Origin of the sequence: Arthrobacter sp. NPDC089319, assembly GCF_040684925.1 — a bacterium.
In the GTDB taxonomy this organism is placed as follows: domain Bacteria; phylum Actinomycetota; class Actinomycetes; order Actinomycetales; family Micrococcaceae; genus Crystallibacter.
Map to the genome: position 1 here is coordinate 70,952 of NZ_JBFBGZ010000010.1, position 21,341 is coordinate 92,292.

General features: G+C 60.9%; 23 protein-coding genes and 1 riboswitch. Of the genes, 9 read left to right on the forward strand and 14 right to left on the reverse strand.

Annotation, left to right across the window (positions count from 1 at the left end; translation table 11 throughout):
* Positions 1-2: 2 nt before the first annotated feature.
* A complete protein-coding gene (locus tag AB0N75_RS14995; RefSeq protein WP_364651493.1) occupies positions 3-995 on the reverse strand; it encodes an alpha/beta fold hydrolase in 993 nt (330 codons plus the stop codon).
* A gap of 165 nt (positions 996-1,160) precedes the next feature.
* On the opposite strand from AB0N75_RS14995, the gene AB0N75_RS15000 reads away from it, so the two are divergent.
* From AB0N75_RS15000 to AB0N75_RS15010, 3 genes are all read left to right on the forward strand, one after another.
* Positions 1,161-2,348: a hypothetical protein gene (locus AB0N75_RS15000; RefSeq protein WP_364651496.1), complete on the forward strand. Its 1,188-nt coding sequence runs from the start codon at positions 1,161-1,163 to the stop codon at positions 2,346-2,348.
* On the forward strand, positions 2,345-2,755 hold the full coding sequence (locus tag AB0N75_RS15005; RefSeq protein WP_364651499.1) for a Zn-ribbon domain-containing OB-fold protein: 411 nt from the start codon (positions 2,345-2,347) through the stop codon (positions 2,753-2,755). The genes AB0N75_RS15000 and AB0N75_RS15005 overlap by 4 nt, the downstream gene beginning before the upstream one ends.
* 361 nt (positions 2,756-3,116) lie before the next feature.
* Positions 3,117-3,296, forward strand: a complete 180-nt coding sequence (locus AB0N75_RS15010) for a DUF6338 family protein (protein WP_364651644.1) — start codon at positions 3,117-3,119, stop codon at positions 3,294-3,296.
* A 187-nt stretch (positions 3,297-3,483) separates the two neighbouring features.
* Here the strand turns inward: AB0N75_RS15010 and AB0N75_RS15015 are convergent, their stop codons facing one another.
* From AB0N75_RS15015 to mobC, 6 genes are all read right to left on the reverse strand, one after another.
* Positions 3,484-3,702 carry a DUF2188 domain-containing protein gene (locus AB0N75_RS15015; protein WP_364651502.1) on the reverse strand — a complete coding sequence of 73 codons (219 nt, stop codon included), beginning with the start codon at positions 3,700-3,702 and terminating at the stop codon, positions 3,484-3,486.
* Positions 3,703-5,146: 1,444 nt separating this feature from the next.
* Positions 5,147-6,241 carry an ATP-binding protein gene (locus AB0N75_RS15020; RefSeq protein WP_364651504.1) on the reverse strand — a complete coding sequence of 365 codons (1,095 nt, stop codon included), beginning with the start codon at positions 6,239-6,241 and terminating at the stop codon, positions 5,147-5,149.
* A gap of 175 nt (positions 6,242-6,416) precedes the next feature.
* On the reverse strand, positions 6,417-6,716 hold the full coding sequence (locus AB0N75_RS15025) for a hypothetical protein (protein WP_364651507.1): 300 nt from the start codon (positions 6,714-6,716) through the stop codon (positions 6,417-6,419).
* Between the two features lie 128 nt (positions 6,717-6,844).
* The gene (locus AB0N75_RS15030) at positions 6,845-8,077 is read right to left on the reverse strand and encodes a hypothetical protein (RefSeq protein WP_364651510.1); all 1,233 of its coding nucleotides are present in this window, start codon (positions 8,075-8,077) and stop codon (positions 6,845-6,847) included.
* A gap of 40 nt (positions 8,078-8,117) precedes the next feature.
* Entirely contained in the window at positions 8,118-9,749 is a 1,632-nt protein-coding gene (locus AB0N75_RS15035; RefSeq protein ID WP_364651513.1) for a relaxase/mobilization nuclease domain-containing protein, read from the reverse strand.
* A 3-nt stretch (positions 9,750-9,752) separates the two neighbouring features.
* A complete protein-coding gene (gene mobC, locus AB0N75_RS15040; RefSeq protein ID WP_364651516.1) occupies positions 9,753-10,058 on the reverse strand; it encodes a plasmid mobilization relaxosome protein MobC in 306 nt (101 codons plus the stop codon).
* Positions 10,059-10,393: 335 nt separating this feature from the next.
* On the opposite strand from mobC, the gene AB0N75_RS15045 reads away from it, so the two are divergent.
* Positions 10,394-10,702 (forward strand): hypothetical protein, encoded by a 309-nt coding sequence (locus tag AB0N75_RS15045; protein ID WP_364651519.1) that lies wholly within the window; start codon positions 10,394-10,396, stop codon positions 10,700-10,702.
* A 535-nt stretch (positions 10,703-11,237) separates the two neighbouring features.
* Here the strand turns inward: AB0N75_RS15045 and AB0N75_RS15050 are convergent.
* From AB0N75_RS15050 to AB0N75_RS15080, 7 genes are all read right to left on the reverse strand, one after another.
* Positions 11,238-11,552 carry an SMR family transporter gene (locus tag AB0N75_RS15050; RefSeq protein WP_364651522.1) on the reverse strand — a complete coding sequence of 105 codons (315 nt, stop codon included), beginning with the start codon at positions 11,550-11,552 and terminating at the stop codon, positions 11,238-11,240.
* A 10-nt stretch (positions 11,553-11,562) separates the two neighbouring features.
* A riboswitch (guanidine-III (ykkC-III) riboswitch) is annotated at positions 11,563-11,631 on the reverse strand.
* Between the two features lie 95 nt (positions 11,632-11,726).
* Entirely contained in the window at positions 11,727-12,620 is an 894-nt protein-coding gene (locus AB0N75_RS15055) for a shikimate dehydrogenase (RefSeq protein ID WP_364651525.1), read from the reverse strand.
* A complete protein-coding gene (aroQ, locus tag AB0N75_RS15060) occupies positions 12,617-13,105 on the reverse strand; it encodes a type II 3-dehydroquinate dehydratase (protein WP_364651528.1) in 489 nt (162 codons plus the stop codon). The genes AB0N75_RS15055 and aroQ overlap by 4 nt, the downstream gene beginning before the upstream one ends.
* Positions 13,106-13,131: 26 nt before the next feature.
* Positions 13,132-14,661: a tripartite tricarboxylate transporter permease gene (locus AB0N75_RS15065; protein WP_364651531.1), complete on the reverse strand. Its 1,530-nt coding sequence runs from the start codon at positions 14,659-14,661 to the stop codon at positions 13,132-13,134.
* Positions 14,658-15,227, reverse strand: a complete 570-nt coding sequence (locus AB0N75_RS15070) for a tripartite tricarboxylate transporter TctB family protein (RefSeq protein WP_364651534.1) — start codon at positions 15,225-15,227, stop codon at positions 14,658-14,660. The genes AB0N75_RS15065 and AB0N75_RS15070 overlap by 4 nt, the downstream gene beginning before the upstream one ends.
* 31 nt (positions 15,228-15,258) lie before the next feature.
* A complete protein-coding gene (locus AB0N75_RS15075; RefSeq protein WP_364651537.1) occupies positions 15,259-16,218 on the reverse strand; it encodes a tripartite tricarboxylate transporter substrate binding protein in 960 nt (319 codons plus the stop codon).
* Positions 16,219-16,382: 164 nt separating this feature from the next.
* On the reverse strand, positions 16,383-17,150 hold the full coding sequence (locus AB0N75_RS15080) for an IclR family transcriptional regulator (RefSeq protein ID WP_364651540.1): 768 nt from the start codon (positions 17,148-17,150) through the stop codon (positions 16,383-16,385).
* Positions 17,151-17,199: 49 nt separating this feature from the next.
* On the opposite strand from AB0N75_RS15080, the gene AB0N75_RS15085 reads away from it, so the two are divergent.
* From AB0N75_RS15085 to AB0N75_RS15105, 5 genes are read left to right on the forward strand one after another with little or no spacing between them, the layout of a single operon-like run.
* The gene (locus tag AB0N75_RS15085) at positions 17,200-18,027 is read left to right on the forward strand and encodes a 2-keto-4-pentenoate hydratase (RefSeq protein ID WP_364651543.1); all 828 of its coding nucleotides are present in this window, start codon (positions 17,200-17,202) and stop codon (positions 18,025-18,027) included.
* Positions 18,028-18,079: 52 nt separating this feature from the next.
* Positions 18,080-19,015, forward strand: a complete 936-nt coding sequence (locus AB0N75_RS15090) for an acetaldehyde dehydrogenase (acetylating) (RefSeq protein WP_364651545.1) — start codon at positions 18,080-18,082, stop codon at positions 19,013-19,015.
* Positions 19,012-20,058: a 4-hydroxy-2-oxovalerate aldolase gene (gene dmpG / locus AB0N75_RS15095; RefSeq protein ID WP_364651548.1), complete on the forward strand. Its 1,047-nt coding sequence runs from the start codon at positions 19,012-19,014 to the stop codon at positions 20,056-20,058. Before AB0N75_RS15090 ends, dmpG begins: the two co-directional genes overlap by 4 nt.
* Entirely contained in the window at positions 20,055-20,852 is a 798-nt protein-coding gene (locus AB0N75_RS15100; protein WP_364651551.1) for a fumarylacetoacetate hydrolase family protein, read from the forward strand. Before dmpG ends, AB0N75_RS15100 begins: the two co-directional genes overlap by 4 nt.
* 21 nt (positions 20,853-20,873) lie before the next feature.
* Complete coding sequence (locus AB0N75_RS15105; protein WP_364651554.1) at positions 20,874-21,299, forward strand: carboxymuconolactone decarboxylase family protein; 426 nt, start codon at positions 20,874-20,876, stop codon at positions 21,297-21,299.
* The last annotated feature ends 42 nt before the right edge of the window (positions 21,300-21,341 follow it).

Genomic DNA, 21,341 nt, shown 5'->3' on the forward strand with positions numbered 1-21,341 from the left:
TGCTATCCGAACCGCGCGACGTCGTTAGCCAACGTTGAGCGAGACGTTAGGTGTTCGCTGAACCAGCTACCAGCCGCCTTTGCCGCGTAGTCCAGTGCTGTTAGGTCGCTGTAGAGGGTCATGTGATCGATGCCAGGTAGGACGACCCATTCCTTTGTAGGGCAGGGAATCGAGTTGAAAACGTCCAGCTCCACGTCCCAAAGGGTGATGTCGTCGTCATTGGCCACAATCATCATGGTGGGGACGTTGATCAACCTATGAGCGTATGGAGCTGCATTGTAGGCCATGAGATTCTCCACCGAGGCAACGGTATTTCGGTGCTCATGCCGAGGCGCCTGAGTCTCTTTGAGCATGACGAACGTGTCCCGGACCTCGTCTAGGGGCCAAGTGGTGAGCGGCGCATCCGTTGCCTGCGGCGATGCAGACATCCCCATGTAGGTGTGCTCGCCGGTCTGAGCGAAGTGCTGGCGCGCCTCGGCGACGAGGCGCTTTAGCTTTCGGAAGCGTTCCGTGCCGTGAACTCGCCACATGTTCAGGTAGCCATCAATCACGGGGACGTTGGAAACGACAGCCTTTACGCGATCGTCAATAGCTCCAAGGATCAGTACGTGGCCACCGCTATACGAAATGCCCCATGCGCCGATCCGCTCCGAGTCGACGTCCGCCCGATTTGTGAGGTAAGTGATCGCGTTCTTGTAGTCGGCGATTTGATCCCACGGATCGAGATGTTGGCGGAAGGCGCCGTCGCTGGCACCGATATTTCGGTAGTCGAACACTAGTACTGCAAAACCGCGTTTGACGAACTCCATTGCGTACTGCGGCTGACGCAATTCCTTCACGTAGCACCAACCGCCAGCCATCACGATGGTTGGATAAGGGGCCGGGCCCTTCGGACGGTAAAAATCCCCCCGTACAGTGACGCCGTCGCTCAGGAACTCGACTTCTTCGACGACGGCGAGATCCTCGCTGAGGAGACCCATTTCTTCAACGCTCATGTTATGCCGCACCTTCCCTGGCGAAAGCCAGTCATTTGCTCTTGCTCTAGATAGAAGAATTTACTTCCACTAACAATTTCTAAGTGAGACTGGCCACACTGTCAACCCTACTTATAATTTGCGTATAGTCCTGATAGTGTGACGCCACGGACCTGAGGAGAAGACATGCTGGCACGCGATCAGTTCGCAATAGTTGGACTAGGAGTCACGGAGCAGGGACTAACGCCGGGGCTACGGGGAATCGACCTTCGGGTGCAGGCGCTTCAACTCGCTTGCTCGGACGCCGGGCTTCAACCAATTGATGTCGATGGCTACGTCTATCAGGACGGCATTAGCGATGCCGCATACGGCCATGGCGGAGACGTTATGAAGATGCTGGGTGTCATCCCGAATTTCGTGTGGGCTGTAGAAGGCGGCGGAAGCAGCGCCATCGCCTGCATACTCGCCGCATGCGCGGCGATTGAGTCAGGTCAGGCGAACGTGGTGGCGGTGAGCTACGCCGATACGTCCCGTAGCCGTGGCGCCCTGGTCGGGCAGGCCGGCACAAACGGAGGGGGTCTTAGTGTAGATGTGGACAATTTCGGGACGTACGGAATGTATTCGCCAGGCGCAGATCATGCCCTCGCAGCGCGCAGACATATGCACTTGTTCGGCACGACGAAAGAGCAACTTGGGCAAGTGGCCCTTTCGGCGCGAACCTATGCATCGATGCGCCCTGAAGCCATCCTGCACAACCGTTCTCTTACCATGCAGGAATACCTCAGCGCAACACCGGTGGCGGACCCACTTAATAAGTATGACTACTGCCTTGTCGCGGACGGTGGAACTACGTTCATAGTTACGAAGGCCGACCGGGCACATCACTTGGCGACCCGGCCCGTGATGATTTCCGGCATCGGTATGTCATCATCGTTCGGCGTTGACTACGAGCGGACTAAATACAGCATTATGGGCGTAGAACGAGCGCGGGAGAGGGCCTTCGGGATGGCGGGAATGAGAGCCGACGAGATCGACACCGCGCAGCTATACGACTGTTTCACGATCACTGTCCTGATGGCTTTGGAGGCCTACGGGTTTTGTCCAATTGGAGAGGGAGGGCGCTACATCGAGGACGGAAACCTTCAACTCGACGGACTTCTTCCAACCAACACTGCGGGAGGAGAGCTGGCATGGAGTTATCAGCAAGGGTTTACACCAATCGTCGAGGCTGTCCGTCAGCTACGCGAGGAATCAGGTGCCAGTCAGGTTGCGGGAGCCGAGACGGCTTTCGTAAGCGGGCACGGCGGCATCACTTCCACTCCAAACATGGACTACGCAGAAGCGGCCATGATCCTGAGTAAGGGGGCAAAGTGACACACTATAATCGTCCACTCCCGGCGATTTCTCCAATTGACCGGCCATATTGGGCGGCGGCTCGCGAGCACACACTACTCGTCCAGGTTTGTGAGCGGTGTGAACGATACAATCTGCCCGCCTCAATGGCGTGCCCGGCCTGTGGTGGGGCGCTGCGCTGGACGGCCGCGTCAGGACGTGGAATTGTTCATACATTCACGATCTTCCATAAGGCTTACCATCCTGGTTTCGCTGATTCCCTTCCTTACAATGTGAGCATCGTCGAGCTTGACGAGGGTCCGCTCGTTCTGACGAATGTCGTTGACGTCGATGCCCATGATTTGAAAATCGGCGATGCCGTCGAAGTGCTGTTCGACAGCGTTACAGAAGAAGTAACTCTTCCACGCTTCCGAAGGATCAACAGCTAGCCATATAGCGCGGTGCACTGAAGGTCCGCCGCCAGCTGATAGATCCCTCACTGGGAGGTAAGGTAGGGCCTTTGCAGCGTCTACCAGCAACATTTCAATAAGCCGATAACCGACGTTACGTAAACTAAAAGGTTGCATATTCGGTTTCATCCGATGCAAGATCATCCCTCCCCCGCTGCCCCGTTACGTGTTTCGCCGCCTGGGCGGGCAGCAAACAGCGGACCCTGCGAGTCATGGGCAGTGCCAATTGTCCAGATAGTGTCTGGAGAATCGCAGGTCCCCGGCGTCATGCGGTTCAAAGGTCCCGGTCCAACTTTTAAATAGTGACCGGCGTCGAGCATGCTTAGCCTCGTAGCGGAATATCTCGGGGTGGGCCTATGCTCAAAGTAAAGACCCCACCGCCAAGATCATGGTGAGTGTGCAAATGAAAAGCGGTCTTTGGATCTTTGGGCAACTAGATAGCTTCAACCCGGACGCCAACGACGGGCCGGATCGGTCCATGGTTTTGAGCGGTCAGCTTTCGCATCGACCACCAGGTTGAGACAAGGTGCTCCCACTGGAAGGAATCAACGTTTTGGTTGTACAGGCTTCTGAGATGGAGTATGTCGGCTTCGGCTATTACGATCCGGCCGAAGACGACGTAATCAATTCCTAAAGTAGGCCGGACACTGACATTGACCACCTGGATGTCCCGCCGCTCATGGGAACGGCGGGACATCCAGCACTGGTCAGCCTTTTGTGCTGCGAGGATCGCGGGCAGGCTTAATCGTGTTCTTATCACGGATCTTGCCATTCAGCCCATGGACAGAGATATCGCCACCACCAGAGCGCGAAAGAATGTTCCGCCCTCGGTCATAGGCCTGCTGCTGAGTGTCGGCGACAACCGAGGCGCGCGACGCGCCCTGGCGCTTCGCCTTCCACTGGTCGCCGTCCTTGTAAACGTTCATGTTGTCAGTCAATGATTTATCCAATCGCTCAGTGCGCTCTGCGCATCCTTGGGTGAAGGTTGCTGGCAGCCCCTACCCCGGGGCTGCCAGCTGAGGGGTCGGCTCATGGAGCAAGGAGCGTATGCCTCATCTGGGCCAGTCGCCTTAGCGGCGAACCGGACGAATCCGAATGCGGATCCTAATCTTCTTCAAGATGGCCCTTCCCGGAACACAAGGATGTTTGTTTCGCCACGAAGCAATGTCTTTGACACGCGGGCAGCTCGCTTCTAAGCTGAAGGAACTTCCAAACAGTTAGAAAATTCCACACGAAACAAAACAGGGCCTTATGCCCCTAATAGTCGTGACCAGAGCGTGGGTGTTGTGAGCACTCACGCCTACTGGTGTTTCGGGACTATCCCGAGACGCTTTCTATGGTACGTGATCTGCGTGACTTCTCCCAGTGCTGAAACGATGTGAATGACATGCTTGTCATTCCCTGTGCTGGCTATCCACAACTGCACATGCCGAATTTCGGCCGGTCTTCCGCGGAAATTCCTACTATCACAGTCGTTAATCCACAGACTGTGAAAGCACGTATCTAGAGCAAAAATTAAGGTAACGGCTTAGCCCCTCCGGAGAGCACGTAGACGTCCCACCACCGGCAAATACGGCGACCGCATGCCCATTTGCTTTCTCGTGCCCTAGCAACACGCCCCCGGTCGATCTCCAATTCCGGGCTGCGAAGGCAGCCCATCTTCACGGGAATAGTGAACTACTGAATATTCGTGAATACCAGGGGCCATCTCGCTGCTAGAGTCCGATCACCAACAAGTTGCGATGCAAAAACTCCCACCCGTAGGCCAGCTCACTGGATGCGTCGTACCCGTCGCAGGTCAGCTTAGCCCTGACGCTCCCGGGGCCGCCCACACTGACGACCGGGCCGAGTCCGGCGCCTTTTATATCGCTCGGCGGAGGCCCTCCGCAGCCAACAACCCAGCAGTCGAGAGCGGCGGTCAGCCGATCGGCGTCGGGCAATTCATTGCGGACCTCGGCAGGCAGGGCGCAGCCCTTGGACGTAAATCCCTCCCTGATCGAGGAGGGGATCCACATGGGCATCGGCTCCCCTGGGATCACGAACCGCACATGGCCTTCTGAGTGCCACACACCCCGGCTTCATTGACCGCGCCTTGATCGACGCGCTGAACTGGGGCCACCTCATCACCGGTGAGGCACTGCCGGCTACCCCCGGCCCATCAATCGGCGCCACATAGGGACAATCGCGGAGTGTTTACCTCTAACACTCTGTTACTTCCGGAGTAAAAGCCGGAGCCGCGCGATGAGACGGTGGGCTGGACGGAAGTCACCCGCGATGCTGGAACGGAATTTCGTCGGAAGTTTTGGATTGGTCCAAGCCCCTCTGGGCTGCCCTGAGGTACAGGCAGACACCGTGTGGGAACCCGTCACGTCATGATTGCAGGTGTTCGCGCAGGCCGGGGATGGCGAATTTCACGAGGCCGTGCCCGGCTGGCTCGATCAGGCCGGCGTCAATCAGCCGTGCGCGGTAGTTGCCGACCGTGTTGCGGGCATCCCCGAGCCGTTGACCGATGTCAGCGGTCCTGGAGGGGCCCTCGTCCTCCGCCATCGCGTAAAGGAACTCCCGGTCCTTGGGTGACGCCGAGGCCAGAGCCGCTTCGATGACCATCCGGGTGTTGCGCCGGCGCGCGGCCGCCACGGCCAGACGCACCTCCTCCTCCCCTAGCGGCCGGCCTGTGGACTCCGCAATCTGCCACAGGTGATAGCCGACCAGCTGAATCAGGAACGGATAGCCGCCGGTGGCTACAGCCGCGCCGTGCAGCAGTTCTGGATCTATCGGGTGCTCCAAGGAGGCAAAGACCTCCCGGTACGAGGCCTCTACCTCCTCCACCGCCGCCGCGTGCAGGTCTATGCGGTCAGCACGACGCAGGAAGGTGGCCACCCCCTCGTCCAGCAGGTCAGAGACCGCTGCAGGCAGGCCCGCGAATACCAGTGCCACCGGCAATCCGGCACGGATGAAATGCTGAACAGAAGCTGCCAGTTGCGACAGCTCGTCACGGTTGGCCCCGTGAATCTCGTCCAGCGTGATGGCCAGCCCGGTTCGTTGAGCGTCCAGCAGTCTCAGCAGCTGCTCCCCCAGCTGGCGCCAGCCGGTTTGCTGCTCGGGAGGAAGTTCGGTTTGCACGGAGAACCCTCCGAGACCGAGACCTGTGATCCTGCGGCCCGCCGGGCCGGGTCCAAGCTCTTCGGTGAGCTGGCGCATCACCTCGCCGATCCGTCCAAGAAACCCGCGCGTGGCCGTCTCGGAAATCACCGCCCAGCCTGCCGCGCGTGCGGCGTCCTCGGCCTCGCCCAGCATCACAGTCTTGCCCACGCCGCGCGCCCCGGTAAAAATGGTCAGCAGGCCCGGGGCACCCGAACGGATCCGCAGGCCGTACACGAACTCGTCCAGCAGGCCGGCCCTGCCCACAAGCTGGGGCGGCTCTGCTCCCGCGGTAGGGCGGAACGGGTTAGGGATCGCGCCCATATGCACCTTTTCAGTGAACCTCTGTGAACATTATGAATTTGAGTGTACATGGTGATCTCGTATGAGCCCATAAAGGTATGGCAATTTTAGGGCCGGCCTTTGACACTGCCCTGTCGGCGGCGCGCCCTGTCTTCGGACGATCCAGCCGGCCATAATGGAGTGCTGGAGCTGGGTATCAGGCCGGTGACCGGCCCTCGGCGCCCCCGACGTCGCGGTCTGAGGCTCCCATGTGTTTGGCCAGCTCAACGGCTGCATTCAGCTCCCTTACGGCCTGGCGAAGCCTTGCCGCCCGGTCCCGCACCAGCTCCAGCGGGTCTTCCAGCAGCCAACCCCGGCCGAGCATCTCGTCATCCGTTGCATCCTCGAAGGCATCCCCGAGGAGCTTGTAGGCCCGCAGCATTCGGGACGCCTCGTCTGGGTCCAGATCCTCAAAGTCGTTCGTGTCGCTGGGACCGGCATAGGGATGCTCTCTCATCAACCGGCAGCCTTCCCGCTAGAGCTTCTCGTCCTGGGCATGAAAAGCATTCTTGCATCGGCTGTCTCGTCCTGCGGCAGCAGAACCTCATGAATCCTAGGCTGACCGGTGCCGTCCCTGGCCCTTGATCAGCGGCGGGGGCCGCTCTTGGTCCGTTCCGCGCCCATGGCTGCCCCTGGGCGGGTTTTTTTGGCTTTGGCTGCGCCTTTACTTTGGGTGATGGCTGCGCTGGGGTGCGTCCCCTCGCTGCGTTCCGCGGCGGCACGGCCCCGGATTTGGGTTTCGTTGGCCCCGGTTGTTGCCAGGGATGCGGCGAAAGCTTCCTGGCGCTCGGCTGAGCCGTAATCGGCGGACGAAGCGGTTTCTGTTCCGAGGCCTTGGTCTATGAGCCGGCTGCTGTCGTTGCCGGTGATGCGGTTCTCGATGTCGCGGCCGATGTCTTCGAGGCGGGTGAAGAGTTCCTTCTCGGCTCTCTCGTAGCGCTGTTCCATTGACGCGGACTGGGATCCGGTGAAGCCGCCCTCGGCCAGGAGCCTGGTTTCGTGCATGTCCTTGGCGGCTTTGACGAATGCGGGGTCCTTGAAGTGTGAATCGTCGGCGCCGTTGACGGCGGCGGTGGTTTCTTGGCGCAGCTGGTCAATGTCGGGTCCGTTGATCCCGTCCTTGCCGATGAGGTACAGGCGTTCCTCGATCTCGGCATCGGCGGCGGCCACGGCGTTGGGGGTTTTCGCGTTGTGGGCCCGCTGCAGCGCCTGGGCGAGCTCGGGGTTGGCTAGGTACTCGACGGGTACCTGGTGGCGTTCCATTTCCGGGGCCAGTTTCTCTGCCTGGGCGCGGAGTTCTTCGGCCCGGGCTGCTGTGAGCAACTGCATGGATTTCTCGTGCTCGGCGGCTGCCTTGCGCGTTTCTTCCTGGCTGGCTGCCAGCGCGTCCTGCCGGGCCTTGTCCGTGGTGAGGGTTTGGAGATAGGACTCCAGGTAGGCGCCGTCAGCACCGACGTCGTGGGTGTCGATGGCGTAGCGCGTCAGGACTTCCAGACGGATTCTTTCCGAGGCTGCCAAGGCGGCGGGGTCTTGGTCTTTCCATCCCTCCGCGACTGCGTGCACGGCGGCGATGTCATGGGGCTGGGCTTTGTCCCACCACTGGTCTTTCTCCACCGGTGCCAGTGCCGCGCGCGCGGCACTGCGCTCGGCCGCGAGGCGTGTCCCGGCGTCGTGTGCTGCCTGGGTGTCCGCGTGTTCCTGCTGCCGCAGGGATTCATGCCGGCGCCGGACAAGTGTTTCAGCAACGCGGGACGCGATCAGCAGGGCCTGCCGCATGCCGTTGTCCAGGACATCATCCATTCCGTCTGAGTCACTCATGGCGTTTCCCTTATCCCTCGGTCTCACTTGGTGTGGTTCTTTAGCGGTCGAGCACAGGTCCGGACCCGCGCCCTGTGTGTTGGCCGGTTCTGGCCGGTGTGGGGGCGGCCGGCACTGCCGAGCCCGGACGGACGGGTGTCAGGCCGCGAAGGCCAAGTTCGACCGACTTCGGCACAGTCGTCCGCTCCGGTGCTGCCTGGCCCGGTGCGCCGGCCGCGACGGGTCGGGGCATGGACGCTGCGAACGGTTTCAGCTGCTCGGTGACGATGGCCCGGATCCGCTGCGCTTCCCTCGTTCGTCCGGACTGTTGGTGCATTTCGTGGATGGCGAAGGCCGTGTTGACCAGCTGCAGCATGAGCGCTGATTGGGCAGCCGTTTTGTTCTTGGACGAGGCCGCCATGAACAACATCGCCGTCCCGGCAATGGACGGCAGGGGCACGGGTTTTCCGTGTGCCTTGGGGGTCCGGAGCTGGGCTGTGCGGGAGAGCTCAGCCGCGGTGGCCGCCAGCGGCCCGGGTGTTGGTTCCAGCCGGTGCGACCACGCCGCAAAGGCACCCGATACGTCCCGTGCAGCTTTCGCCCACGTGGCGTGATCATCAAGCGGCAGTGCCCGCAGCTGCTCGACCAGCTCCGTTGCGTTACGGGTGTACTCCACCCACATTTCCGCAGGCGGTTCCGCCTTCTCGGGGCCGGTCCTGAACACCTTGCGCTTGTTCCGTGCAGCTGCGTTCCATTCGGCTGCAGCTTCCATCGCCAACTGTGGCGAGTCCATCCATCCGTCCCGCAGGGCAGTGAGTTTGAGGTCGCAGGCGAGGGTGCCGCCACCGAACCAAATAGGCCGCTCCCCCGGTCTGGGCCGCTCGGCTACCGAGTACCCAACAATGACGTCCGTGGTGTTCTTCGCATAGCGCGGCCGGACCAGTAAACCGGTGTCGCGGGCGCGGCGGACGAACTCCGCCTCGGAGACGGAGGCGCCGGCGCTGGCACGCACCTTCCGTGCCAGCGACCACCGGTGCATTTCGCGCTCATCCCTGACCGCAGTGGCCTTCTCCGCACGATCGTAGCCACGGGCGGCATGCACCGTGGAGAGCTGTTCCAGCCCGTACTTGACCTCCAGCTCCCGGCAGGTGTTCTGTGCCCGCTTGTAATCACCATGGGTGGAGGCTTTGGTGCCGTCCTCGCGCACAAGAGAGACAGCAATGTGGATGTGGTGGTTCCCGTTCTCCGATGTGCCGTGGTTGATTGCGGCCCAGCGGCAGCGGGCCTTTCCGCTGGTCTCGGTGAAGCCCATGGCGTCTACGAAGTCGTTGGCGATGTCGCCCCACTGCTGATCCGTCAGTGCGCCTTCCTCGGCCCGCAGGCTCAGTGAGCAGTGCCAGACGCTGGCGTCCTTGTAGCCGACGTGGATGCGCTCTTTCTTGGCCGCGTCCCACTGCATGTCCTTGACCTGCACTGAGACACCGAAGGCCTTCCGGGGACGGTCAAGGTGCTTGGCGATAGCCAGGGCATCGTCCTTGTCCAGGACGCCGTCGTCGTACCACGCCATGATCGCTGCGTCGCCGGCCACGAGGTGCGGTTCGGTGTGGGCGTTCTTCGTCTTATCAGCATTCGTCGATGCCAGATAAAGGATGAGGCCGGTCATGCGTGAGCCGCGGGTGATGTTCGGAATCATGGCCTACATCAGCCCATCAATGGCATCGTCAATCCGCATCGCTACAGAGCGGATATGACGCAACGCATGGCTCGCTTCGGCCGGGAACTCGCCGGTGGCGTTCGCCTGCCGCGCCAGCTGGTTGATGTTGTTCGAGGACCGGGCCAACAGGTTGTGCAGGGCCATCAATTCCGCAGCAATCGCACGTCGTTCCGTAGGCGAATCAGAAGACTCAGACAGAGCCGAGGACATCAGCAGGTTCGGCACCGTCACCCGCTCCCGCTCAGCCCGCGCAACCAGCCGGGCTTCCTCCTCCGCGGTCACCCACACGGTGCGCCGCTTCTTAGAACCCGCCGGCGCGTTCTCCCGCCGCCGCTTCCCCAAACGGCCCCGCCCAACCGGCTCCTCACCCAACGCGCTCTCACCGCCCTTCCGAATGCCCAGCGCAGCGACCCCGGAACCCCGGGGACCACACCCCCAGTGTGCCCGACCCGACAAGAAATGTCGAAAGGTTTCACCACTTACGGGTAGGTAAGTGTATAGCTTGCTCCGCTACGGTCGCCTTTCGGATGTCAAACGCCCTGTGGGCCGCGAGTCGGCAGCGGTATCCCACCGCTGCCGACTCGATGATCTGACCTGTCGTGCCGTCCGGCTAGGCTGGCTCCATGGCTACCCTCGACATTGAACAGACACGCAACCAGGCCCGCGCACTCCTGGACTCACGCATCGAATCCGTCACCGCACTGGTGAAAACCCGTCAACGGATCACCGACCTCAAAGAACAACTCGCCGAGGCCGAGCGCGACGACAAGCGCGCCTACGTGCGCGCCACCAAGGACGGATGGAGCCCCGAAGAGCTCAAGAAGCTCGGCCTCGAATCAGGCGCGGCAGCCCGGCGCAGGAAGGCAACCAGCCGTGCCACCGGTGAGAGTCCTGCATCAACAGTTGCGGACGAAAGCCACCGCGAACACTAGCTTTGCCCCTCGCCCACATGGGCACGGCATAAGCATTTTTCCTTCGGGCTTTTCCCGCACACATGTGGACGACGGGACCCAGCCGACCGGCTGCACACAACCGCCAGGTCACCACCGGCCCCGACACCCACCACCACGTCCCGGCGGTCATGCACAGCTTCCAAACCGGGCGGTTGCCAGGGTCGGACTTTCCCACGGTCCACGCCGTTCCGTGCCCGGTTCGCCTGCTCCGCCTGCATCATTTCGTCTACCTGTCCGCAGACGCTGTCCAGATCCACTCCAAAACTTCTCTGGCCCCGCGTCTCCCAACGCCTCGGTGGGCACATAACTTGTACTGCCGGACACTCTTCGTCACCGGAGCGGCACTGATCCAGAGGGAGGACAGCTCATCTGTAACACCGGTGCTGGCCATGGATCGGCTTTACGGTGGGCGCTGCTCCTTCTTCGCCGCTACCCGCTCCGGGTGATCGCGATCAGCATAAGACTGGGCTGACGGAACAAACGGAGACAGGAGGGTGTCGCTACCTGAAGCCCCCTAGTGCAAGGACTTCAACCCGACAACGCCGCCGACGATCATCGTGAGGAACAGGAACTTCAGCAGGGAGGCAGATTCCTCACCGGTGAGAAGGGCATACAGGACGGTTAGCGTCGCTCCGATTCCCACCCACACGGCGTACGCCGTCCCGATGGGAAGTTCCTTCATTGCATAGGCGAGACCGCCCATGCTGGCGATCAGGCCTACGACGAAGACGATTGAAGGGGCAAGACGGCTGAAGCCCTCGGACTTGCCCAAGGCGGTTGCCCACACAGCCTCGAGAACACCTGAAATAACGAGCACGATCCACGCCATGACGACCTCCTGAAGGCCGTCTTGTCGCAAACCGGGTACGGCACCCATCGTCCGGGAGCCCACTCTGATGGGGCTCTATTTCCAAGATCGCACGCATGCGAAGCGGGAGCAAGGTGGGGGGCGGTGACAATAACCACCACCTGCCGTGGCCCACGAACTGACCGAATGCGGGTTCTATTGTGTCGGCTGTCGCTCTCGGGTTGTCAGGAATTGTTGCATGTGTGCATACATGCGTTCTTGGTCGGGCTCAACTCCTGTTATCAGGCGCACGGCTTCGGCGGCTTGGAATACGGTCATGGCTGCGCCGCCAACAGCGGGAATGCCGCGTTCCCGCGCTGACGACAGCAGTTCCGTCACGAGCGGCATGTAAACGATGTCTACCAGCCACTGACCGGGGCTGAACCAGTCGATGCTCACGGGCATTCCCGGATGCTCTTTCATCCCGATCGGGGTGGTGTTCACCAGGCCTGAGGCCCTTCCGATCAGCTCCTTCGCATCAGCTGGCATAACAACGCGGGCGCGGTTCGCTCCAAATATTCCGTTCAGATTTTCGGCGAGCTGCCGTGCTTTCCGCTCCTCTGTGTCAAGCACCCAGAGTTTCGAGACCCCGTTTTTGAGCTGCGCGTAGGCCACTGCCGCGCCGGCCCCTCCTGCGCCGAGCTGCACGACGTTCTCGGTGTCGGGGTAACGGAAGCTACGGGCGAAGAGTTCGGCGAATCCGACCCAGTCGGTGTTGTGGCCGTGCAGCCGCCCATTCGGGTGTCGGACGATTGTGTTGACGGCGCCGATCGCGGCTGCGTCCTCACTCAGTTCGTCGAGATACGGGATCACAGCCTGTTTGTAGGGATGTGTGACGTTGAAACCGTTGTATCCCATCGCTTCCGCATATCTCAGCACGTCTTCGAGGCTTGGGTTGGGGAACCCGGCGAGGTCGATCAGCTGGTAACGGTAGTCGAGGCCGAGGGCCGCGGCCTCGCTCTCGTGCAAGGCCGGTGAGAGGGATGTACCGATGCCGTTTCCGATGAGGCCGACGAGAAATCGTCTCCGCGGCTCGACATGCCCGCTCATGCGTTCGCCTCGGCAAGCGCGGCAGGCCTCAGTCGGCTGATCAGCGTCTGAAGCGCGAAGAGATAGCCGCGGGTACCTGCTCCGACCATGACTGCCTCCGCCATGTCTGAGAGGTACGAGTGGTGCCGGAAGGATTCGCGCTGATGGACGTTGGTGATGTGCACTTCGACAAAAGGTAGCGCGACGCCGCCGAAGGCGTCCCGCAGTGCCACGGAGGTGTGCGTCAATCCACCGGGATTAATAATGATTCCGTGGTGAACCGTACGCGCCTTATGAATCGCGTCAATCAACGCACCCTCGTGGTTGCTCTGGAGGAACTCCACGGCGATGCCGGCCGTTTCTGCTTCTTTCCGGATGAGGCCTTCGACGTCGGCCAGGGTATCGGTGCCGTAGAGATGCGGTTCACGTGTTCCAAGCAGGTTGAGGTTGGGACCGTTGAGCACCAGGAGACTAAGGATTTGGGTATGGGACACGAGGATCCTCACTTATGCAAGATTGGTGGGGCGGCCGACTAAGCGTGAATATCTTCGCCGGCAGGGGCTTCGTTTTCTGACTGCGTCCGCAAAAGCTTGCGCTTCTTCAGGGTTTGCCGCACCGGGGGCAGTACCAGAGCTAGGACTGCGATCGCCAGGAGGGTCACAGCAATCGGACTGGTGAAGATCCCGGACCACCCATCAATGACCAGCGACCGTCGAAGATTCGATTCGGCGAGGGGACCGAGGATGAGTCCGAGGACTGCCGGTCCCGGCGGGAAGCCGAAGCGGACCATGAACAGGCCGACGAGGGCAAATACCATCATCATGACGACGTCGAAGATGCTGCTCTGAACCGAGAAGGTCCCGGCAAGGCAGAACAGAACCACAATCACCCAGAGGTAGTGCTTGGGCAGCTGGAGGAGTTTGGCGACGCCGCGCATGCGGAACAAGCTCAGGATGAGCGTGACGATGGTAGCTATGACCATGATGGTGACGATCGAGGTAACGAGGTCAGGGCTTTCGGAAAAAAGAGCAGGCCCCGGGGTGATGCCCCAGACAAGCATGGAGCCGATCATGACAGCCATTACCGAGTCGCCCGGTACGCCGAGCGCCAGAGTGGTTGTAAGGCTTCCACCCAAGGTTGCTGCGGAGGAGGTATCGCCGGCGGTAAGGCCCTCGAGTGATCCTTTGCCGAATTCTTCCTTGTTTTTCGACGCCTTGCGGGCGTTTTCCCAGCCCAAGATTCCCGCGATGTCGCCGCCGACAGCCGGTACCAGACCAATTGCCGCCCCTGTCGCAGCCCCAATAGCCGTCGGCTTACGCAGGCGTTTCATGATGGCTTTGCTGGGCCACCACTCGCCAAGCTGTGTGACGGGCTGGGGCTGCTTTCCGGAGCGGTGGATGATGATTTGGTTCATCACCTCAGCCAGACCGAACAGGCCGATGATCACGGGGATAAAAGGGATGCCACTGTTGAGTTCGTTGATTCCGAAAGTGAATCGCTGATCACCGGTTATCGGGTCACGTCCGACGGTAGCGAGCAGCAGCCCGAAAACTCCGGAGGCAAGCCCTTTCCAGAGCCGCCCAGAGGAAGCACCGACCATCATGGTGATCCCAACGACCACGAGTGCAAAGAGCTCGGCGGGACCGAACCTCAGGGCCAGCGCCGCCAGCGGGACACCGGCTATGGCAAGGACGGCAACGCCTGTGAGCAGGCCGACCGCGGTGCCGATTGCTGAGGAAGTCAAGGCCAGCCCGGCCTTGCCTTGCTTTGCCAGTGGATAGCCGTCGAAGGTGGACGAGATTGATGCCGGTGTTCCAGGCGTATTGAGAAGAATCGCCGGCAGACGGTCACCGAATGTCGCTCCGACGTAGATCGTGATGAGGACGGCCATGCCTTGGAGCGGCTCCAAGGTCAGGGTGAATCCGCTGGCCAGTGCCACGCCCATGGTCGAGGTGATGCCGGGAAAGGCGCCGACCAGCATGCCGATTAGGAGTCCAACGACGATCCAGATCAGAACCGTCGGATCAAGGACTGCAAGCAGCCCGTCTGTTACGTGGTTCATTGAATCGGAACTTTCAGTAAGACGATGAAAAGAACATGAAAGAGAACGCCCAGCCCCAAGGGGAAGAACAGCCAGGAAGTCAGATTGCGGCCGCCGAAGAGCCAAGTCAGGGCCGCTGTGACGACAGTTGTTGTGACGGCGAATTGGATGGTGCCCCACGAAGCCACGTAAACGGCCACCAGGACAATCGCGGCCATAAGGCGCAGAACGCCCGCAGTGGTAATGGCGTCCTGATCAGACACGGGTTTCCCTTTGCTGAAAACCCGGATTAAGGCAATGCCCAGTGCTATCGCGATAAGACCAAAGGAGAGCATAGTCGGCCAAAACCGGCCGTTCAGAGCGCTCATACCGCTGCCGCGGTCAGCGATCCCGGACAGGCTGAGCAACACGACGGCCGACACGGCGAGGCAGGCAGCCGAAGCGATCATGTCGTGCCAGCGGGAGACCTGACGGCTCCCGCTGGCATGTTCAGCCATGAGCACTGTGACGTCTTCTTCATGCCTGGGTTCGGTGTGAGCATTGATCACCTCCTGCGCAGGCCGGGATCTTGCACTGGACCTAGTCATGGGTCTCTCCTCCAAAGGTTGCGAAGTCTTGCTACTTTGCAAGCCACTTGCCGTACATGTCCGCCTGCTCAGTGAGGTACGTCTTCAGGCCGGCGGGGTCGCGGTAATTGATGTCCTGGTCGGTTTTCTGGGCATGCTCGACGAAGCGGGGATCCTTCAACGCCTGCTCGAAGGCATCAGAAATCGTTGCGACCACTTCCTCCGGTGTCTCCGGGGGCGCTGCCACACCGTTCCACGATGCATTCACCAAATCAATTCCGTGTTCTTTCGCGGTAGGAACGTCGGGCAGATCTTCCCGCCGTTCCTCGGCGAAGACAGCGAGGTAGCGCAGCGCGCCGGATTCGACCTGCGGGCCGATGTTGCCCACGTTGTCGATCACCACATCGACCTGACCGCCGACGGCAGCGGTCACCGACGGCGCGGAGCCGTCGAAGGGAACTGATGCCAGGGTGATGCCGGCTTCCTGCTGGAATCCGTTGCCCGTTCCCTCGAAAATTGAGCCGGGTCCCGGGTTCGAGTAGGAAACAGCACCCGGTTTTGCTTTGGCTGCCTCAACCAAATCATCCAAGGTCTTGAATTTGCTGTCGCTCGGCACCGCGATGGCTGCCTGAACGCTGACGATCTGGGCCACCGGTGTCAGGCTCTCGGGCTTGATGTCGTAGTCAAGGTGCTGCAATGAAGCAAGTTCCGCCCCCACAAAACCGATCGTGTGGCCATCCGGTTTCTGGTCAGCAAGCCATTCCATACCCACCGAGCCGCTTGCGCCTGGCCTATTCTCGACAATGACATCCACGTCGAGAATCTCTTCCAGGATCGGTGCCAGCGTCCTGGCATTGAGGTCACCGCCGCCGCCCGCCCCCCAGGGAACGCTTAGATGAATTGGCTTCTGCGGAAACGAACCTTCATCGGCACTGCCTTGTGCCACACAACCAGTCACGGAAAGGCCAAGAATGCCTACGAGTCCTATGGTTGAAGCTACGCGAAATTTCACGGAATACTCCTTCGTATACGGTCTGTCATCCAGGAACGCAGTGGAAGAATCACTGCGGGCAAACGGTGGATTGTGACTCTCATCCCACCCCCCGGCGGGCTGTGACGATTCTCACCAATCCCGAACAAAATGAAAAACAGCTGACCCGCTGAATGGAACGGAAGTTAACCAAGCAGGTTCGCGTGAGGGGGCAGTTGCCGGCCCAGGGTCAGAGCTGCCGTGTGAACTGCGGGGCCGATCCGGCGAATGTCCAGCAGCCCGTTTTTTCCCGAGACGGAAATAGCTGCTGCCGGAGCATCCCCCGCTAAGACGGGGCTGGCGGCGCAGGAGATATCTGCTGCGGACTCTTCATGTTCGTAAGCCAGCCCTGTCTTAGCTATTCGGACCAATTCACGCCGGAGTCGCTCCGGATCCGTGATCGTCTTCGGTCCCACGGGCCTCAGCCCGGCGGAAATAACAGACTCAATAACCTCTTCAGATGAGAAGGCAAGCAGCGCCTTGCCAACGCCCGTCGCATACGCAGGCATCCTTCCGCCCACACGGGAAGGAAGTCTGGGCATCGCGCGTCCGCGCAGAATCTCGATGTAGACGACCTCGGAACCGCTCAGGACCGCCAAATGCACTGTCTGGCCGGTGGCATTGCGGAGGTCAGCCATGGTCGCGATGGCCGATTGCCGCAGTGCCTGTGGTGTAGCTGCCAACTGTCCCAGTTCGAAAAGTGCCAAACCCAGTGCCAGCCTCGTGCCCTGTCGTTCCAAATAGTCGAGTTCAACCAGCTCCGATACGAGCCGAGAGACGGTGGACTTGGGAAGCCCGGTCCGACGGGACAATTCGGAGACCCCAATGCTGCGGCGATCTGGACTGAAGACAGCGAGAATCTTGGAGGCTCTTTCAAGTACTGACGACGTGGTGTTCCAATCAGCGGTACGCATCGTTGCATTATGAGGTCCATCACTCCCAGAATCAATTCAACGTATCCCCGTGACAAAGAATTTCGACAGTGAGGCTGCTGTGAACGATTCCCGCATTACTCCGTGCGTTGAGACGCTGCTTGGCGCCTACAACACAGGAACGCCAATCCCTCCCCTAACTCAAACCCACCCGGCTCTGGGGCTAGAGGAGGCATACGCGATCCAAATGGCACAGGTGGAAACCTGGCAGCGCGGCGGACGCGTCCTGAAAGGCCACAAAGTGGGGTTGACATCAGCCGCTATCCAGAAGCAGCTTGGGGTCAGCGAACCCGACTACGGTCATTTATTCGCTGACACGTTTTACATGGATTCGGAACCCATTCGCGCCGATACCTTCATTCAGCCCCGCATCGAACCGGAAATTGCCTTTGTCCTGAAGAAGCCGTTGCAGGGCCCGGGCGTTACTGTTGCCGAAGCCATTGCCGCTGTCGACTTTGCCGTAGCCTCCTTGGAGATCATCGATTCACGAATCGCGAACTGGAAAATTACGTTGCCAGATACGATCGCGGACAATGCCTCGTCCGGCGGGGTCGTGCTGGGCAGCCGCCCGGTCAGGCTCGATGACCTGGATCTGCGCCTGACGGGAATTGTCCTGTACCGCAACGGACAGATCGCGGGCACAGGTGCAGGAGGAGCCGTTATGGGCTCTCCGATCAATGCCTTGACTTGGCTCGCCAACACGGTGGGCAGGCTCGGCGTGGGGTTGGAAGCCGGCTCCGTCATACTCCCCGGGGCGCTGACTGCAGCAATCGATGTGCGCCCGGGTGACACAATTTCCGCCAACTTCGCGGGGCTCGGTTCGGTAACGGCAAGCTTCGCGCCTCCCTCATCCAACTGACCCCTCTCCCACCCGACAAATACTCCATGCAATCCAGCAGAGGATCTCACCCATGAGTTTGACCAACCTGCCAGCTCGCAAGCCCACGGCCGCCATCGTCGGCCCGGGAAACATCGGCACCGACCTCCTGATGAAGCTGCAGCGGGGCAATACCATCGACGTGCAGTACATGATCGGGGTCGACCCTGCCTCCGACGGGCTGTCCCGAGCCGAAAAACTCGGCGTAACAGCCAGCGCAGGGGGTGTGGACTGGCTGCTGCGGCAACCAGAACTGCCAGACTTCGTCTTCGAAGCGACCTCCGCGAAAGCACATGAAGCCAATGCGCCCCGCTATGCTGAGGCGGGCATTACCGCTATTGACCTGACGCCCGCGGCAGTGGGCCCTTACCTGTGCCCGGCAGTGAACCTGGACCAGCATGCGTCCGCGTTGAATGTCAACATGATCACCTGCGGCGGGCAAGCGACCATCCCAATGGTGCATGCCGTCTCAAGGGTCACAGAAGTTCCCTACGCAGAGATTGTCGCATCCATCTCTTCGCGCTCAGCCGGCCCTGGCACCCGCGCGAACATCGATGAATTCACCGAAACGACCAGTCACGCTATCCAGACTGTCGGCGGAGCCGGGCGGGGCCGGGCCATCATCATTCTGAACCCGGTGGAACCCCCAATGATTATGCGCGACACAGTCTTTGCCGCTATCTCCCCCGACGCCGACCGCGATGCCATCAGCGAATCCATCCATGCGATGGTCGCCGACGTGCAGCAGTATGTCCCCGGCTACCGTCTCGTCAGCGACCCCCAGTTCGATGACCCCCAGGACGTTTGGGATGGCAATGCACGGGTCGCCGTATTCCTGGAAGTAAAGGGCAACGGAGACTACTTGCCTGAATGGGCCGGCAACCTAGACATCATGACAGCGGCTGCGGTACGCGTAGGGGAAACCCTTGCCACCGGTCTGGCTGCCACAGGAAACGGAGCTTCCCGATGACCCCCCAACAGAAAACCGCTCAGTCACCGGTCCGGATCACTGACACGACGTTGCGCGACGGGAGCCACGCCGTTCGACACCAGTTCACCGTCGAACAGGTCATCTCCGTCGCCAGCGCTCTCGACCGTGCCGGCGTAGAGGTCATTGAAGTCACCCATGGTGACGGGCTAGCCGGCTCCACCTTCAACTACGGGTTCAGCAAGGTCCGTGACATCGAACTGGTCGCAGCTGCCGCGGCGGCTGTCGAACGAGCCCGGATCGCCGTTCTCCTGCTGCCCGGTCTAGGAACCGTCACCGACCTGAAGGAAGCTAAAGAAGCCGGTGCACAAGTGGCACGGATCGCCACCCACTCCACCGAGGCCGACGTAAGTATCCAGCATTTTGGGGCTGCAAGGCAGCTGGGCATGGAAACCGTGGGATTCCTCATGCTCTCCCATCGGGTGGACCCGTCCGGGCTGGCACGGCAGGCCCGCATCATGGCCGATGCCGGCTGCCAATGCGTGTACGTCGTTGATTCCGCCGGTGCCCTGTTGCCCGACGGCGTAACAGCGCGGGTCGGCGCCCTCGTCGATGAACTCGGTAGTGACGCACAAGTTGGCTTTCACGGACACCAGAACCTCTCACTCGGCGTCGCCAACTCCATAGCCGCCTATCGCGCGGGTGCCCGGCAAATCGACGGCACCCTGCGTGCCCTGGGGGCAGGAGCAGGAAACACCCCCACCGAGCTGATTGCAGCTGTTTTCAATGCCTTGGAGATTCCTACCGGCCTCGACGTGAACGGTGTGCTGGCAGCCGCAGAAGAAGCGCTGGCACCTATCGTGCCGCGCATGCCAGTTGCTGACCGCTCCGCCATCATTCAAGGACGCTATGGCGTCTACAATTCATTCCTGCTCCATGCAGAACGGGCAGCAGAACGTTACGGCGTACCCGCCCATGAAGTGCTCAAACGCGTTGGCGAGGCCGGTTATGTCGGCGGGCAGGAAGACATGATTATCGACGTCGCAATCAAACTGCGCAACGAGTTGCAGGGAGCATCCGTATGAAAACCTCGGGCACTACCGCTTGGACTGTAAAACACGCAGCCGATGTCCTGCTGCGCGCCGAAGCCGAGCGGACTGATCGCGGACCCTTGACGGAGGAGTGGGACGGCCTGGACCTGCCCACCGCCTATGAAGTCCAGGCGGAAATCATTGAAGGCAAGATTGCCGCGGGTGAAAAAGTCGTCGGAGTCAAGCTAGGGCTAACTTCCCGGGCGAAGCAGCAACGTATGGGTATCGACTCCCCTCTCACCGCCGTCATCACCGACGGTATGGTCCTCGAAGCGGACGTGCCGATACCCCTTGATGACCTCATCCACCCACGAATTGAACCGGAAATCGTCTTTGTTATGGGCAAACGGTTGGCAGGGCCGGGCGTGACGGCAGCGACCGCTCTCGACGCTGTTGCAAGCGTCCATGCGGGCTTCGAGGTCATCGACAGCCGGTACACGGACTTTAAGTTCACCCTTCCTGACGTCGTCGCGGACAACGCGTCCTCTGCCCGTTTCTATGTTGGCGGTCTCGGTATCCCGCCTCGGGACCTCGATCTCGCGCTGGAGGCAGTCGTCCTTTCCGTCAACGGCTCGGTCGTTGACACTGCAACCGGTGCCGCAGTGCAGGGTCATCCCGCGGAAGCGCTGGCATTGGCCGCCAACGCTCTTGCAGAACGTGGGGAAGCTATCGAAGCCGGCAGCATCGTCCTCACCGGAGGCTTGACCGATGCGGTGTTCATCCGCAAAGGCGAACAGATATCCGCCGAATTCACCAACCTCGGATCCCTGGTAGTTACCAGCGCCTGAAGCCTAAGAGAAAGCACTATCATGCCCACGCCCGAGCAAAAAGCCGAGATCAGCCGCTACTTGGAGACCTACAAGGACCTCATGGGTTTCGTGCCCCCGCGCATCCAGTCACGCTTCGACCTGCTGGAAGAGTCGGACCCCGAACTCCTGCTGGCCGAAGAAAGGGTCCGAAACCTGATCTGCTACACGGACGAATTGAATCAGAAGACCGTGCAGCTGATCCTCTTCGCAGTGCTTGCGGTGAACCTCCGCGATGCCGCCAAACTGCACGGGCTGGCGGCACGCCGTGCAGGGGCCACTTGGGAAGAACTGCAGGCGACCATCAACCTCGCGTATCTGTTTGGCGGGCTGTCTGTAGCCAACCACGCGCCGGCAATTCTCGATGGAATCGCTGAGCTGGAACGCAAGAATGAATCCGGCGAGGGCGCCGCGGCTGCGCCCCGCTGACACCACCATCCACATGCGGCACCCGATAGGGGCCGCCTCGAA

Coding starts and splice junctions, on each gene's coding strand:
- AB0N75_RS15050 (WP_364651522.1), bottom strand. CDS start 11,552: ATGGCGTGGATCGTGCTCGTTATTTCAGGTGTTCTCGAGGCTGTGTGG.
- AB0N75_RS15080 (WP_364651540.1), bottom strand. CDS start 17,150: ATGCGTACCGCTGATTGGAACACCACGTCGTCAGTACTTGAAAGAGCC.
- AB0N75_RS15000 (WP_364651496.1), top strand. CDS start 1,161: ATGCTGGCACGCGATCAGTTCGCAATAGTTGGACTAGGAGTCACGGAG.
- AB0N75_RS14995 (WP_364651493.1), bottom strand. CDS start 995: ATGAGCGTTGAAGAAATGGGTCTCCTCAGCGAGGATCTCGCCGTCGTC.
- AB0N75_RS15105 (WP_364651554.1), top strand. CDS start 20,874: ATGCCCACGCCCGAGCAAAAAGCCGAGATCAGCCGCTACTTGGAGACC.
- AB0N75_RS15055 (WP_364651525.1), bottom strand. CDS start 12,620: ATGAGCGGGCATGTCGAGCCGCGGAGACGATTTCTCGTCGGCCTCATC.
- AB0N75_RS15025 (WP_364651507.1), bottom strand. CDS start 6,716: ATGAGAGAGCATCCCTATGCCGGTCCCAGCGACACGAACGACTTTGAG.
- AB0N75_RS15045 (WP_364651519.1), top strand. CDS start 10,394: ATGGCTACCCTCGACATTGAACAGACACGCAACCAGGCCCGCGCACTC.
- dmpG (WP_364651548.1), top strand. CDS start 19,012: ATGACCCCCCAACAGAAAACCGCTCAGTCACCGGTCCGGATCACTGAC.
- AB0N75_RS15070 (WP_364651534.1), bottom strand. CDS start 15,227: ATGACTAGGTCCAGTGCAAGATCCCGGCCTGCGCAGGAGGTGATCAAT.
- AB0N75_RS15100 (WP_364651551.1), top strand. CDS start 20,055: ATGAAAACCTCGGGCACTACCGCTTGGACTGTAAAACACGCAGCCGAT.
- AB0N75_RS15065 (WP_364651531.1), bottom strand. CDS start 14,661: ATGAACCACGTAACAGACGGGCTGCTTGCAGTCCTTGATCCGACGGTT.
- AB0N75_RS15035 (WP_364651513.1), bottom strand. CDS start 9,749: ATGATTCCGAACATCACCCGCGGCTCACGCATGACCGGCCTCATCCTT.
- AB0N75_RS15030 (WP_364651510.1), bottom strand. CDS start 8,077: ATGAGTGACTCAGACGGAATGGATGATGTCCTGGACAACGGCATGCGG.
- AB0N75_RS15020 (WP_364651504.1), bottom strand. CDS start 6,241: ATGGGCGCGATCCCTAACCCGTTCCGCCCTACCGCGGGAGCAGAGCCG.
- AB0N75_RS15090 (WP_364651545.1), top strand. CDS start 18,080: ATGAGTTTGACCAACCTGCCAGCTCGCAAGCCCACGGCCGCCATCGTC.
- AB0N75_RS15015 (WP_364651502.1), bottom strand. CDS start 3,702: ATGAACGTTTACAAGGACGGCGACCAGTGGAAGGCGAAGCGCCAGGGC.